Source organism: Corynebacterium jeikeium (assembly GCF_000738175.1).
GTDB classification, from domain to species: domain Bacteria; phylum Actinomycetota; class Actinomycetes; order Mycobacteriales; family Mycobacteriaceae; genus Corynebacterium; species Corynebacterium jeikeium_C.
Map to the genome: position 1 here is coordinate 1 of NZ_JFCH01000029.1, position 14657 is coordinate 14657.

10 protein-coding genes and 1 pseudogene are annotated in these 14657 nt (G+C 61.5%); 10 read left to right on the forward strand and 1 reads right to left on the reverse strand.

Annotated elements, in window-relative coordinates; all coding sequences use genetic code 11:
• Positions 1-188: pseudogene (locus tag JQ46_RS11450) on the reverse strand (IS3 family transposase); the annotation flags it as partial.
• A gap of 35 nt (positions 189-223) precedes the next feature.
• Between JQ46_RS11450 and JQ46_RS04670 the strand changes: the two are divergent.
• The 10 genes from JQ46_RS04670 (at position 224) to JQ46_RS04720 (ending at position 14657) form a co-directional block, all read left to right on the forward strand.
• Entirely contained in the window at positions 224-1624 is a 1401-nt protein-coding gene (locus JQ46_RS04670; protein WP_237744727.1) for an MFS transporter, read from the forward strand.
• An 88-nt stretch (positions 1625-1712) separates the two neighbouring features.
• On the forward strand, positions 1713-3230 hold the full coding sequence (glmU, locus tag JQ46_RS04675; RefSeq protein WP_034985913.1) for a bifunctional UDP-N-acetylglucosamine diphosphorylase/glucosamine-1-phosphate N-acetyltransferase GlmU: 1518 nt from the start codon (positions 1713-1715) through the stop codon (positions 3228-3230).
• 111 nt (positions 3231-3341) lie between these two features.
• Positions 3342-4313: a ribose-phosphate diphosphokinase gene (locus tag JQ46_RS04680; protein ID WP_034985916.1), complete on the forward strand. Its 972-nt coding sequence runs from the start codon at positions 3342-3344 to the stop codon at positions 4311-4313.
• A 280-nt stretch (positions 4314-4593) separates the two neighbouring features.
• On the forward strand, positions 4594-5238 hold the full coding sequence (locus JQ46_RS04685) for a 50S ribosomal protein L25/general stress protein Ctc (protein ID WP_034985918.1): 645 nt from the start codon (positions 4594-4596) through the stop codon (positions 5236-5238).
• A gap of 153 nt (positions 5239-5391) precedes the next feature.
• Positions 5392-5973: an aminoacyl-tRNA hydrolase gene (pth, locus tag JQ46_RS04690; RefSeq protein ID WP_051876246.1), complete on the forward strand. Its 582-nt coding sequence runs from the start codon at positions 5392-5394 to the stop codon at positions 5971-5973.
• Positions 5973-6707, forward strand: coding sequence for an aminoacyl-tRNA hydrolase (pth, locus tag JQ46_RS04695; RefSeq protein ID WP_034985920.1), 735 nt, complete (start codon positions 5973-5975; stop codon positions 6705-6707). Before pth (JQ46_RS04690) ends, pth (JQ46_RS04695) begins: the two co-directional genes overlap by 1 nt.
• Before the next feature lie 114 nt (positions 6708-6821).
• Positions 6822-9785 (forward strand): acyltransferase family protein, encoded by a 2964-nt coding sequence (locus JQ46_RS10775; RefSeq protein WP_051876247.1) that lies wholly within the window; start codon positions 6822-6824, stop codon positions 9783-9785.
• Between the two features lie 27 nt (positions 9786-9812).
• Entirely contained in the window at positions 9813-11459 is a 1647-nt protein-coding gene (locus JQ46_RS04710) for a peptide chain release factor 3 (protein WP_034985922.1), read from the forward strand.
• An 82-nt stretch (positions 11460-11541) separates the two neighbouring features.
• Positions 11542-13968, forward strand: a complete 2427-nt coding sequence (locus tag JQ46_RS04715) for an MMPL family transporter (protein WP_034985925.1) — start codon at positions 11542-11544, stop codon at positions 13966-13968.
• Positions 13969-13994: 26 nt separating this feature from the next.
• Positions 13995-14657, forward strand: coding sequence for a TetR/AcrR family transcriptional regulator (locus tag JQ46_RS04720; RefSeq protein ID WP_237744728.1), 663 nt, complete (start codon positions 13995-13997; stop codon positions 14655-14657).

Consider the following 14657-nt stretch of genomic DNA (forward strand, 5'->3'; position numbering starts at 1 on the left):
AACGGGTAGCGAGTCAGTGTTCTTGACTGTTTGCGGGGGCGACCAGGTTTGGCGGGTTCACGCAACCATTTGTACAGCGTCCATCGCCCTGGATAGCCAAGTTCACGGACGGTCTTGGTCACCGATTGAGTGCGCTTGTAAACCTGCAGAGCTATGCGTCGCTGCTCCTTGGTGTATGAGCGGTTCATGATGGAATCCTCCAAGATTCCGTCCGCATCCCCTTTTGACCCTTAACCCATACATGTCCGGCAAGTCCAGCACAGATTCCAGTAGGTTCTGGCACACATTCACCACGAAATTCATCGGCACACCACCCAAGAGCGACCTGAAGCACGTCGAGGAAAACGCAGGCCGCTATTCCCTGGGCTTCGGCACACAGAACATCGGCGATCAGATCGTGTCCGCTAAGACGGTTCTGCCGTGGTTCCTGTCAGTCGTCGCCGCCCCCGCATGGGTCATCCCGCTGCTGGTGCCGATCCGTGAATCCGGTTCGATGCTGCCGCAGGCTCTATTCCGCCCGTGGCTGCAGACGAAGACCTCGCGGTTGGGCTTTATGCAGGTAGGCACTCTCGGCCAGGCACTGGCCTGTGCAATCATGGTCGCCGCTGCACTCCTGACCGATGGATTGCTGGCCGGGTTAATCATCCTGTTCGCCCTCGCACTGCTGTCCACCTGTCGCTCTTTGGTTTCGCTGACCAGTAAGGACATCGCCGGGCGCACGGTTCCGAAGGGCTTCCGCGGGCGGCTGACCGGCTTTGCCACTACTTTGTCCGGCGCGGTGGCGATCCTGGTAGGTGTGGCCATTCAGGCCGCCCGGGGCGAGCTCACCCCTACCCTCTTCGCAGTGCTTTTCGCCATCGCCACCGCAGCCTGGCTGGCCAGCGCATGGCTGTTTAAGGGGATCCGTGAGGGCGTCACTAAACAAGAACAAAAAGAGCTGCCACAGGGCACGAACTACCTACGCGATGTGTTCGACGACATCGTGGACCTCGTACGTTCTAACCGTGACTTTAGGCGCTTCGTGCTGGTTCGTTCGCTGCTGCTGGCCTCTGCACTGTCGCCGACTTTCCTGGTGACGATGGCGAACCAACAGAGTGTGACGGAGGAATCATCGCTGGCCAGCGCCATCTTCACGGGTCTGGGGACGTTCGTGATCGCTTCCGGCGTGGCCGCGCTGCTCGCAGGCAGAATCTCTGGCCTACTGTCCGACGTGAGCTCCCGCAACACCCTGTCCGGCGCCGCGCTACTGGCGACGATCGTCCTGATCATCACCGTGGCACTGGGTTACGCTTCTTCGATTAGTGACGCCCATGCGTGGACCACCGCCCTGGTGTGGTGGCTGCCCATCGCGTTCTTCATCATCTCGCTTGCCCACGCTGCGATTAGGGTCGCCCGCTCCACCTACATCGTGGACATGGCAGAGGGCACGCAACGCACCCGCTATGTCTCGGTGGCGAACACCCTGATGGGCGTGTTGCTTCTGATCGTGGGTGCGCTGACCAGTGTGTTGGCACTGGTGTCCCCCGAGGTCGCGCTGGCTGCGCTGGCGCTTTTCGGGCTTCTGGGCGCCGCACTGTCGAAGACCCTGCCGGAAGTATCGGTGGGCAAAGACAAGATTTCCTAAACGCCCGCGGGCGCCCCTCCCCGACCCGGCGGTCAAGCGGCGCTATGCTGGTATTCGCTTTTAACCGGAAGTAAGGAATGCCAACAACGTGACTGATGCTGCTCAGAACCCCGAAGCTCAACCAAAGGCCCAAGACAAGCCTGTGGCAGTGATCGTACTGGCCGCAGGGGCGGGCACGCGGATGAAGTCCGCAACCCAAAAGACCCTGCACTCCATCGGCGGGCGCACCCTGCTTTCTCACAGCCTGCACGCTGCCGCCGGCATCGACCCCGCCCGCATCGTGGCTGTTATTGGCCACGGGCGCGAGCAGGTCGGCCCAGCGGTGGCGGAGGTAGCCGAGCAGCTGGGGCGCAGCATCGACACTGCGGTCCAGGAGCAGCAGAACGGCACCGGCCACGCCGTGCAGTGCGCAATGGAGGAGCTGGAAGGCTTCGAAGGCACCGTAGTGGTCACCAACGCGGACGTGCCGCTGCTATCCCCGGAGACCCTGCAGGAACTTACTGCCACCCACGACGGCGCCAGCGTGACCGTGCTTTCTGTCAACCAGGACAACCCCACCGGCTACGGTCGCATCCTGCGCACCAACGACGGCATGGTCACTGCCATCGTGGAGGAAAAGGACGCGACGGAAAAGCAGAAGGCAATCACCGAGGTCAACTCCGGCGTATTCGCCTTCGACGCGGCCATCCTCCGCGACGGCCTGGCGCAGTTGAACACGGATAACGCCCAGGGCGAGCTGTATCTGACGGACGTGCTGAGCATCGCCCGCCGGGCGGGTCACCCCGTGCGCGCCCACATTGCCGCCGACGCGGCGGAACTTGCGGGCGTCAACGACCGAGTACAGCTTGCCGCCGCGGGCGCCGAACTCAATCGCCGCACCGTGACCGCCGCAATGCGGGGTGGAGCCACCATCGTGGATCCGGCGACAACCTGGATCGACGTGGATGTGCAGGTAGGCCAGGACGTCACCATCCTGCCGGGTACCCAGCTGCTTGGCACCACCACCATCGGCGATAACGCGCAGATCGGACCGGATACCACGCTGGAAAATGTCACGGTCGGCGAAGGCGCACACGTTGTGCGCACCCACGGCTTCGATTCCACCATCGGCCCGCGCGCCGAGGTGGGCCCCTTCACCTACATCCGTCCCGGCACGATCCTGGGCGAAGAGGGCAAGCTCGGCGGCTTCGTCGAGGCGAAGAAGGCGCACATCGGACGCGGCTCGAAGGTCCCACACCTGACCTACGTCGGCGATGCGACGATCGGCGAGTACTCCAACATCGGCGCCTCCAGCGTGTTCGTGAACTACGACGGTGTGAACAAGCACCACACCACCGTGGGCTCCCACGTGCGCACCGGATCCGATTCGATGTTCATCGCCCCGGTCGTCGTGGGCGATGGTGCCTACTCCGGCGCCGGTACCGTCATCAAGGAGGACGTACCTCCGGGCGCGCTGGTGGTATCCGGCGGCAAGCAGCGCAACGTCGAGGGCTGGGTAGCGAAGAAGCGCCCCGGAACCCCAGCGGCGGAGGCCGGCGAGGCCGCAGCCAAGCGTGTGGCGGAAGGCGGTTCCCCCGCTTCCACACCGCAGGCAGACCAGAAGTAGAAAACGGAAGCTACGCTGGTTTTTGTTGATATCTCTGGGCTCGCCCTAAAATAGGGAGCGCCTTAGTAAAAGTGAATAGTCCAGCTCTTCGACCGGAAGGTTAAAGCACAAGTGTCCACCACCCACTGGATCGACAATCAAAAGAACCTGATGCTGTTTAGCGGTAGGGCTCATCCGGATTTGGGGGAGGCTGTTGCCCGCGAACTGGGCATCGAGGTTACTCCGACCACCGCCCGCGACTTCGCTAACGGCGAGATCTTCGTCCGCTTCGAAGAGTCCGTTCGCGGCTCCGATGCCTTCGTGCTGCAGTCCCACCCGCAGCCACTGAATAACTGGCTGATGGAGCAGCTGATCATGATCGATGCACTGAAGCGTGGCTCCGCCAAGCGCATCACCGCGATCCTGCCGTTCTACCCCTACGCCCGCCAGGACAAGAAGCACCGCGGCCGCGAGCCGATCTCCGCCCGCCTGGTTGCCGACCTGCTGAAGACCGCCGGCGCGGATCGCATCGTCTCCGTCGATCTGCACACTGATCAGATCCAGGGCTTCTTCGACGGCCCGGTGGATCACATGCACGCCATGCCGATCCTGACCGACTACGTGAAGGCCAACTACAACCTAGACAACATCTGCGTGGTCTCCCCCGACGCTGGCCGCGTGAAGGTAGCCGAAAAGTGGGCGAACGTGCTGGGTGATGCCCCACTGGCGTTCATCCACAAGACCCGCGACGTGGACGTGGCCAACAAGGTCACCGCCAACCGCGTGGTTGGTGACGTGAAGGGCCGTACCTGCGTGCTGCTGGATGACATGATCGATACCGGTGGAACTATCGCCGGCGCCGTCGGCGTACTGCGCGAAGCAGGCGCGGGCGACGTGATCATCGCCACCACCCACGGCGTGTTTAGTGGTCCGGCCCGCGAGCGTCTGAGCAGCTGCGGCGCCCGCGAGATCATCACCACCGATACTCTGCCGCAGACCACCGAGGGCTGGGACAACCTGACGGTTCTGCCGATTGCCCCGCTGGTGGCCAAGACCATTCACGAGATCTTCGAGAATGGCTCCGTGACCACACTGTTTGAGTAGTTTTAATCCCCGGTTGGGGGTGTGCTAACATACTTTCGAATCTCGGCGAGGGCTGAATTCTTACCCAGAATTTGGCCGTTATCGGCGCGAAAAGCACACTCCCCCTTCTTTTTGTGTGACGTAACCTTTCAAAGCGAGACCGCTCGCGTGCGGGTGCGTGACCAATAAAACTGTGGGATGCATACACGCCGCGAGATATCGCGGCATTTTTTATGTCCGCGGTTGAAACGCAAGAGCGATTCAGAGCACATCTGAAGCACAAAAATTGAAGGAGAAAATCATGGCTGACATTACCCGCCTGAAGGGCGAGCTGCGTACCGAGTTCGGCAAGGGAGCTTCCCGCCGCCTGCGTCGTGACTTCCGCGTTCCGGCTGTTGTCTACGGCAACAAGCTGGACCCGATGCACGTTCACGTGGACATCCTGGAGTTCCAGGCCATCCTGCGTAACGAGGGCGTGAACGCTGTTCTGGAGCTGGAGATCGAGGGCCAGGACCACCTGGTCATGATCAAGGCTGTGGATCAGAACGTGCTGACCCTGGACGTGGACCACGCTGACCTGCTGAACGTTAAGCGCGGCGAGAAGGTTGAGGTTGACGTTCCGGTTATCTTCACCGGTCAGCCTGCTCCGGGCGCCCTGGTCACCCAGGAGGCAGATGTCATCACCATCCTGGCCGACGTTCTGAACATTCCGGAAGAGATCACCGTCGACATCGAGGGCAAGGAAATCGGCGACCAGGTTCTGGCCGGCGACCTGCAGATGCCGGGCAACGCATCCCTGGTCTCCGAGGAAGACACCCTGATCATCAACGTCGTGGAGCCGGAGGAAGAGGAACTGCCGGAGCCGGACGAGGAGGGCGAAGGCGCCGAGGGCGAGGCTGCCGAGGCAGCCGAGGGCGAGTCCGCAGAGGGCGAGTCCGAGGAGTAATCCACTCCCCCCACTGGGTCACTCGCGTGCACTTTTCGCACCGGGTGGCCCTTTTTGTTGCCCTTTTTATTGACGCCCACCCACGGCCGCGGGGGCTGTCCGGGGTGGACAGTACAATGACCGTCAGTGAGCTAGAGAGAGGGCTGGGAGACGGTGGCGTCACAAAATAAGAAACAACACACCAACAGCGATACGTGGCTGATCGTCGGACTGGGCAACCCCGGCGATAAATACGCCAGCACCAGGCACAACGTTGGGCGAATGGTGATCGGCGAACTGCTGGACCGGCAAGTACCAGCGGCCAGCCTGAATACCCACAAGAAGACGAACACTGACATCGCCGAGGTGACGATCGCGGGGCGCAAGGTAGTTTTGGCGCAGCCACGGACCTACATGAATGTGTCAGGCGGGCCGGTGCAGCAGCTGGCGGCGTTTTTCAAGATCCCGGCGGGTAACATCATCGTCGCCTACGACGACCTCGAGGGCGATCCGGGGGCGGTGAAGTTGCGGCAGTCCGGTGGCGACAAGGGGCATAACGGGTTGAAGTCCATCACGAAGTCCCTGGGCACGAAGGACTACTGGCGCCTGTCGTGCGGCATTGGGCGGCCACCCGGACGCATGGATCCGGCGGCCTATGTGTTGAAGCCCTTCCCCAAGTCGGAGGCGGCGGATGTGGCGATCATGTGCGCTGACGCAGCCGACGAGGTTGAGCGCACCCTCGGTGTGGGAAACTAGTGGCTGTGTCTTTCCTCCAATCTTTATTTTCCGTTTTCCGCAAGAACTCCGCGTCGCAGGGGCCTGTAGTTAAAAGTGCTGGTGCTAAGCCAGCTAAGTCTGCGAAGCGTGCGAAGTTCACCGTCGAGCAGCTGCAAGAGTTCGCCCCTGAATGGATTGTGATCGGACTAGGTAATCCCGGCGCCAAGTACGCGGAAACCCGGCACAACATCGGCTATTGGCCGATTGATCGCCTGGTTGAGCGGTATGAGGCGCAGTGGCTGCCGGTGGAGGGCCAGAAGGCTCATGCGGCGTTGATCACGGTGGAAGAAACCCCCGTGCTGCTACTGCGCTCTACGACGTACATGAATAACTCTGGTGAAGCGGTCGGGCCGCTGGCTTCCGCTTTGAGTCTGCCGGCAGAGCGAGTCATTGTCTGCCACGACGAGTTGGATATCGCCACCGGCCAGGTGCGCATCAAAGATAAAGGCGGCGAGGGCGGCCACAATGGGCTGCGCTCAATGACTGCCGAGCTAGGCACCCAGCACTACGTGCGCGTCCGCATGGGCATCGGTCGCCCGCCCAAGGGAACGTCGGTGATTGATTTCGTTTTGAGCCCGTTCGAGGATGCAGACATCGACCCGGAGAGCGGATGGATGGAAAACACTCTTCGAGATTCGGTGGACTCAGTGACTCTCATCGTGAACAATGGCACAGACATTGCGCGAAACGATATCCACACACGCAAGCACTAATAAGTGCTGCGGTGCAGGTAGCGCGCAGTAACGAGAATATTCGCAGGTTTTCGAGCTACCTAGCGTTAGTATTGTTGAATCAATGCACTCGATCTTGCCTTTGGGAGATGCAAAGTGAAGCAGGTTTTTGGACTACTGCGCGCTGTTCGTAACGCTCGAACAGGTTCAGCGAAGTCGTCTCCCGACCAGCAGAAACGCCAGAAGTCTGGTGCGCCTTCCGGGCCTTCTGTGCCTCTCAAGCCGTCTGCGAATTCCGAACCGTCTGCCGCTTCCAAGCCTTCCGAGGAGAAGACCTCTGCAGAGAAAAAGCCTGCCCCTCCGAAGCAGGAACCGGTGAAGCCGGAGTCAAAGAAGGCAGCTCCAGCGAAACCCGCGCAACCGCCAATCAAGCTCTCCGCAGTTGGCGCCCCCAAGGCCCCCTCCGCTCCGAAGTCGCCGAAGGCCACTGCCCAGAAGCAGAAGCCACCGAAGGCATCCACTGCCTCACAGGCGCCCAAGGAGTCGACTACGGCTGCGAAGGGCGCTAAAGCAGACAAGAAGCAGACAAGCACTAGCCCCAAGCAGGCTGCGGCTGCCCGGCCAGCTGCGGCTGCTCCAGCCATCAAACTTGGTAGCGCAGGCGCACCACCCGCTCCGGGTGCTGTCCCTGGCGCAGCGCGAAAGACCCCGGCTGTCAAGGAGGCGGCCGCCGCGAAGTCTGCTCCCAAACAGGAGCCCAAGCAAGCGGCGAAGTTACCCGCAGCGAAGCCAGCACCCAAGGAGACCGCGAAGCCAGCTGCCAAGAAGGCGCCCGCAGCAAAGACCACACCGCCTGCAAGGCCGAAGGCCGAGCAGAAACCAGTGCCAGCGCCTGTCTCAAAGCAGAAGGCTGAACAGGCGCCAGCTGCAAAGCAGAAGGCTGAACAGGCGCCAGCTGCAAAGCAGGCACCCAAGCAAGCCGCAAAGCCTGTACCCAAACCGAAGCCCACACAGGCGCCCGCTGCGGAGCAAGCGCCCAAGCCAGCCGCGAAGACGGAGCCGAAGCCGGTGCCGCCAGCGGCGGAGAAGTCGGCGTCACAACCAAAGAAACAGCCCGTACCGAAACAGGTGGCGACGGCACAACCTGCACCGCAGCGGCACCCTGCACCGCAGCAGAACAAGGTGCCGGAAGCGCTGGCGATCCCGCCGGAAAACAAGACGGTTAAGAAAGATCGCCGTGCGCGCCTGCGCCAGGTCAAGGGACTCGATGGCCTGCGTGGCCTCGCTGTGCTCGCCGTGGTGATCTACCACTTCTTCGGCGACATTCTGCCCGGTGGCTACCTGGGTGTGGATCTGTTCTTCGTCCTGTCGGGCTTCCTGATCACCTCTCTGCTGGTGCGCGAGTACCGCGTAAACAACACGATCAGTCTGAAAGACTTCTGGATCAGGCGATTCCGCCGAATCCTTCCCGCCGCGCTGGTCACGCTGTTTATCGTCACCGCAATCGTCACCGCCATAGGCGGGGACATCGCCGTGGGCATCCGCGAGCAATTCCTGGGCACGCTGTTCTTCGTCAACAACTGGACGCAGATCGCCACTTCCCAGTCGTACTTCGCGGAAAACGAGGTCCAGGTTTTCGCCCACTACTGGTCACTGGCGGTCGAAGAGCAGTTCTACATCATCTGGCCGCTGGTGACGCTCGGGATTTTCGTGTTCACCCAGCGTCGGCTCCGCCGCAGTCCGCGCCGCGTCCCGATGCTGGTGACGGCGCTGCTGGCGGTGCTTTCCGCTGCGGCCATGGCGCTGTTTTTCACCCCTGGCGAGGATCCAACGCGCGTCTACTACGGCACGGATACGCACGCTTTCGGCCTGCTCATCGGCGCTTTCCTCTCGCTGGCTGTCACCTCCACGCGCAACGATCCGCGAGTGGACTCCTGGCCGTCGGCAGGCAGGTTTGAGGCCCGGGTTGCGGGCGCGATCGGTGCCCTAGCGCTTGTCGGCTACGTCATCCAGCTTCTGTTTATGGGCGACGACCTGGCGGTGACCTACCAGGGTGGCCTGCTGCTAACCAGCGTGCTGGGCGTGCTGATGATCTGGGGCGTGATCCGCGAGACCGGCCCGTTGACGTGGGTCTTCCGCACCAATGTGATGCGCTGGCTCGGCCAACGCTCGTTCTCGTTGTACCTGTGGCACTGGCCGGTCATCATGATTCTGCGTGCTCTTTTTGACGCCGACGGTCACATGGACCACAAGTGGATTCTGGGACTAGTAGCGGTGCCGATCGCACTGCTGATCTCCGAGATTTCCTACCAGCACGTGGAGAACCCCTTCCGCCGCCGTGGCTACAAGCAGACGTGGAAGGACTACTGGGCTTCCCGCCCGAGCTTCCAGGAGATCAACGAAGGCTTTAAGAAGGTCGCTTGGCCCGTCGTACCACTGCTTGTCGTGGCCTGTGTCGGCGGCGTGGTCTACGGAGTGGTGAACTCCAACGATAAGACTGCACTGGAACAGGAGTTGGACCAGCTACAACGTATGAACCAAGAGGCTAACAAGGGTAAAGCCCCCGCCCCGGCCACTCCACCGCCACCGAAGGAGAAGAAGGCCGCGACCGTGCAGGGCAAGGACATCACCGCCGTGGGTGACTCTGTGATGCTGGCAGCCAGCGAAGCACTGAACACGAACTACCCGGGCATCTACATCGATGCGGACGTTTCCCGCCACTACACCGCCGGCTTGGAAGTGCTGCAACAGCTGAACGCTTCCGGCGAGCTGCGCAAGAACGTGTTCCTTGGCTTCGGAACCAACGGCTCAGCCTTCCCGGGACAGCTGGAGGAGATGATTAACCTCATCGGCCCCGACCGTCAGATCTTCATGGCCATGCCCTACGGCGATCGAGAGTGGATGGCGCAATCCCGCCAGGAAGTGCTGGATGCAGCCAAGGCTCACGACAACGTCTACATCGCAGACTGGTGCGGCCACGCGCAGTCCCACCAGAACCTGCTGTTTGAAGACGGTGTTCACCCGATGCCCGAGGGCGCGCAGGAGTACGCGAAATCCTTCGACGAGGCGCTGGCCCAGGCTGCAGAGCATAAGAAGAAGACCACGACTACCTGCGCCTAATGCCTACCCGCTAGACTTGTGGGCATTATGAGTTCAACCGCATCCGAAGCCTCGCGCCGCCGCACATTCGCCGTCATCGCCCACCCGGATGCCGGTAAATCTACCCTCACCGAGGCGCTCGCTCTGCACGCCCACATGATCAAGGAAGCCGGCGCCGTGCACGGCAAGGCCGGCCGCAAGTCCACCGTCTCCGACTGGATGGATATGGAGAAGGATCGTGGCATTTCCATCGCCTCCTCCGCGCTGCAATTTGAGTACGCCCCGGAGGGCCACGACGGCGAGCCCTTCATGATCAACCTGGTAGACACCCCGGGCCACGCGGACTTCTCGGAGGATACCTACCGAGTTCTGTCCGCCGTGGATGCCGCGGTGATGCTCATTGATGGCGCGAAGGGCCTGGAGCCACAGACGCTGAAGCTGTTCCGCGTGTGCAAAGCCCGCGGCCTGCCGATCGTGACCGTCGTGAACAAGTGGGACCGCCCCGGCCGCAGCCCGCTGGAGCTGGTGGACGAGATCGTCAACGAGATCCAGCTGCAGCCCACTCCCCTGTTCTGGCCAGTCGGCGAGGCCGGTGACTTCCGCGGGTTGGCGCGCATAAACGACGACGGCGAGGCCGAGGAGTACATCCACTTCCTCCGCACCGCCGGTGGTTCGACCATCGCCCCGGAGGAGCACTACACCCCGGAGCAGGCCGCAGAGCGGGAAGAAGACGTGTGGGAAACCGCTGCCGAAGAGGTGGAGCTGCTGGCCGCCGACGGTGCGTTGCACGACCAGGAGCTGTTCTTGGAGTGCACCACTTCCCCGCTGATCTTCGCCTCTGCGATGCTGAACTTCGGCGTGCACCAGATTTTGGATACCCTCTGCGCTTTGGCGCCCGCCCCGGCTGGCCGCGATTCCGACCCGAAGGTCCTCGAGGCCGCCGCGGGCGGAAACTCCGTCGCGGTGGACGAACACCGCGACCCCACCGACGATTTCTCGGGCGTGGTTTTCAAGGTGCAGGCGGGTATGGACCGCAACCACCGCGACTCCTTGGCGTTCATGCGCGTGGTCTCCGGTGTGTTCGAACGCGGCATGCAGGTCACACATGCTCAGTCCGGCCGGTCTTTCTCCACGAAGTACGCCCTGACCGTCTTCGGCCGTACCCGTGCCACCGTTGAGGCCGCCTACCCCGGCGATATCGTGGGTCTAGTCAACGCGGGTTCGCTCGCCCCGGGAGACACGATCTACGCCGGCAAGAAGGTGCAGTTCCCGCCCATGCCGCAGTTCGCACCGGAGCACTTCCGCACACTGCGCGCGAAGTCGCTGGGCAAGTACAAGCAGTTCCGCAAGGCCCTCGAGCAGCTCGATTCCGAAGGTGTTGTGCAGATTCTGCGCAACGACGCGCGCGGTGACGCGAACCCGGTCATGGCCGCCGTTGGTCCGATGCAGTTCGAGGTTATGCAGGCCCGCATGGACGTTGAGTACAACGTGGAGACCGTGGCCGACCCGGTCCCTTACTCTGTCGCCCGTCGTACTGACGCCGAGTCCGCGCCGGTACTGGCCAAGCAGCGAGGCGTGGAGATCTTCACCCGCACGGACGGGGAGCTGATTGCCCTGTTCGGTGACAAGTGGAAGCTAGCCTTCGTGGAGAAGGAACACCCGGAGCTGACAATGGAGACGCTGGTCGCCGACTAGGCGGAGCAGCGATTCATCGCGACCCCATCTAAATATTTGCACAAGTCTTGCAAAGTTTCCCATGCTGTGCAATATTTTACGCATGGCAAAATTCCTGTATCGAGTAGGCCGCTCCGCCTACCTTCACAAGTGGCGCTTCCTCGCCGTCTGGCTGATCGTGCTGGTCGGCGTGGGCACCGCCTCCGCACTTTTGACCAAACCAACCTCGCAGTCCTTCACCATCCCTGGCCTGGAGTCCATCGAGACCCAGGACAGGATCAAGGAAGAATTCCCCAACGGCGAAGACGCTGATCAGCTAGAGGCAGCCACGGGCAAGCTCGTGATTCAAGCCCCTGAAGGTCAGACTCTTGCCGAGGGCGAGGCTGCACAATCGACCGAAGACATCCTTCAGGCGCTGCAAGAGCTCGATTTCCTGCAAGACAAGGAAAAGCTCGTCTCCCCCGTGCTGGCCAGCGAAAGCATGCACCAGCAAATGGCTCCTATTAAGCAGAAGCAGGGCATGCCGAAGGAGCAGATTGCATCCGACATCGCTACACTGAGCCCACTGAGCCCCGACAAGCGCACCGGTGTCATTGAGGTCTCCTTCGATGCGGAAACTGCTGCAGACGTGCCAGCCGAGGACGTGCAGAAGTTCGAGGACGCGGTAAAGAACAACGAAGGTAACCTCAAGGTCGGATGGAGCGGCAACGCATTCCAACAGCCAGAGAAGAGCATGGCCTCCGAAGCCATCGGCCTGGCGGTCGCCGCTATTGTTTTGATCGTCACCTTCGGCAGCCTCGTGGCCGCAGGCCTGCCGCTGCTCTCCGCAGTGATCGGCGTGGGCACGGGTATTGGCATCGTCATGGCCGCCACCTCCGTCACGGACAGCATCAACTCCATGACCCCCACCCTGGCCTCCATGATCGGCCTGGCCGTGGGCATCGACTATGCGCTGTTCATCCTCTCCCGCTTCCGCAACGAGCTGATCGCCCATGTGGGTGGTCAAGATCTGGAACCGAAGGAACTACACCAGAAACTCAAGACGATTCCCGTCAAGGAACGCGCCCACCTGGCCGGCCTCGCAGTCGGCAAGGCTGGTTCCGCTGTCGTGTTTGCCGGCCTTACGGTGCTAATTGCACTGGCAGCACTGTCCATCATCAACATCCCGTTCCTCACCGCGATGGCCTTGGCCGCTGCCGGCACCGTTACCATTGCCGTGATCGTCGCGATCACCCTGCTGCCCGCCATCATGGGCCTCATTGGCACGAAGGTATTCGCGGGGCGCGCGCCTTTCGTCAAGGCTCCGGACCCAGAGAACGAGAAGCCGACCATGGGGCTGAAGTGGGTGCGCATCATCCGCAAGAAGCCCGCCCTGTGGTTGGTAGGCGCTGCAGTGTTGTTGATCCTGCTGGCCATCCCCGCAATGAACCTGCGTCTGGCTATGCCTTCCGATGGTTCTATGGCCAAGGGCACTCCCAACCGCGTCGCCTACGAAATGACGGAAGATGGCTTCGGTGCAGGCCGCAACGCCCCGATGGTAGCCCTCGTGGAATACCCTGACCTCAATGACAAGGAAAAGGCCGCCGCCACCCAGGAGGCCGTCGCGACCCTCCAGGGCACCGAAGGTGTGGAGAACGCACAGGTAGTGCAGACCAACGGCGATCCGCACAACCCAGCCGACCTGGGTACTGCGGCTCAGGTGATGATCACCCCGTCCTACGGTGCGACAGATGCCCGCGCCGCCGATGTCCTGGAGCAGATGCGTGCCGAGGAAGCCGGCTATAACGAAGAAACCGGCGCAACCTATGCCATCACCGGTGTCACCCCAATGTACGAGGACATTTCTCAGCGGCTTTCGGACGTCCTCATCCCCTACATCGCCATCGTCCTCGTGTTGGCTTTCATCCTGTTGATGATCGTCTTCCGCTCCATTTGGGTGCCACTGATCGCGGCGTTGGGCTTCGGCCTGTCGGTGGCTGCTACGTTCGGCGTCACCGTCGCACTGTGGCAGGAGGGCTTCGGCGGCATCATCGACGACCCGCAGCCCATCATCTCCTTCCTGCCAATCATGCTGATCGGTATTGTTTTTGGCCTCGCAATGGACTACCAGGTCTTCCTGGTCACCCGTATGCGCGAGGGCTGGGCGCACGGCAAGACCGCCGGCAACGCCACCGCCAACGGCTTCAAGCATGGCGCGCGCGTGGTCACTGCAGCCGCGCTCATCATGATTTCGGTCTTCGCTGCCTTCATGATGGCCGACGAGCCGTTTATTAAGGTGATGGGCTTTGCGCTGGCCGCCGCCGTATTCTTTGACGCCTTCATCGTCCGCATGACCTTTATTCCAGCAACGATGTTCCTTCTCGGTGAGCACGCGTGGAAGTTCCCCAAGTGGCTAGCGAAGATCGTTCCCGCTGTCGACGTCGAGGGCGAGAGCCTGGTGGGATTGAACGCTGACGGTAGCCGCACTCCGGATACACCTACCGAGTCAGGTGAGGCAGATCCGCGAGACGCACAGGCAGCAGTAAAGTAAGGCGTCACTCGAGAAAGGTTGTGAAAGTGATCTTCGAAGGCGGAAAGAGCGTAGAGGCAGCAACGCCGAGCCAACGGGATCGCAAAAAGGCCGAAACCCGTGAGCGCATCGCCTGTGCCGCCGTTGACTTGCTAGTCAACGAGGGAGCGGAGAATGCTACCATCGCGAAGATCGCAGAAAGAGCTGATATTTCCCCGCGCACTTTTCACAACTATTTCCCTCATCGAGACGCTGCTTTACTATTCACGCTTAATCAATTCGTTGAGGAAATGGTTGGCAAGGTGGATACTGCACAACCTGGGCAACAATTGATATCGATTGGCGAGAATATCGCGGTGGACTTCTTTAACCGAACGACGGGCAGCCCGAACAGCATTCAAACCCTCTCCCGCCTTGCGGACCACTTACTCTCTATCCCCGCCCAAGCTCGTACAGAGCTTTTCACTGAGAACGATGGCCTTCCCCGCAACGCCGTGGAGTTCTTCTCTCCGCTCGTACAGGCTTTTCAGCAGTACAGCGAGCGCGAAGGTCGGACGCTCAACACCGCCCACGCGCTGTTGCTCATCAATTCGATCATGGTTGTACCCACACTTTTCGTGGAACTCAACGAGAGTGGGGAATGTGCGACGGAAGAAGAGATTCGAGGCGCTTTCCAACTACTAGCGGGAGGGCTTTCGCAGCTCGGCTAG

Coding starts and splice junctions, on each gene's coding strand:
- JQ46_RS04710 (WP_034985922.1), top strand. CDS start 9,813: ATGAGTTCAACCGCATCCGAAGCCTCGCGCCGCCGCACATTCGCCGTC.
- JQ46_RS04715 (WP_034985925.1), top strand. CDS start 11,542: ATGGCAAAATTCCTGTATCGAGTAGGCCGCTCCGCCTACCTTCACAAG.
- JQ46_RS04685 (WP_034985918.1), top strand. CDS start 4,594: ATGGCTGACATTACCCGCCTGAAGGGCGAGCTGCGTACCGAGTTCGGC.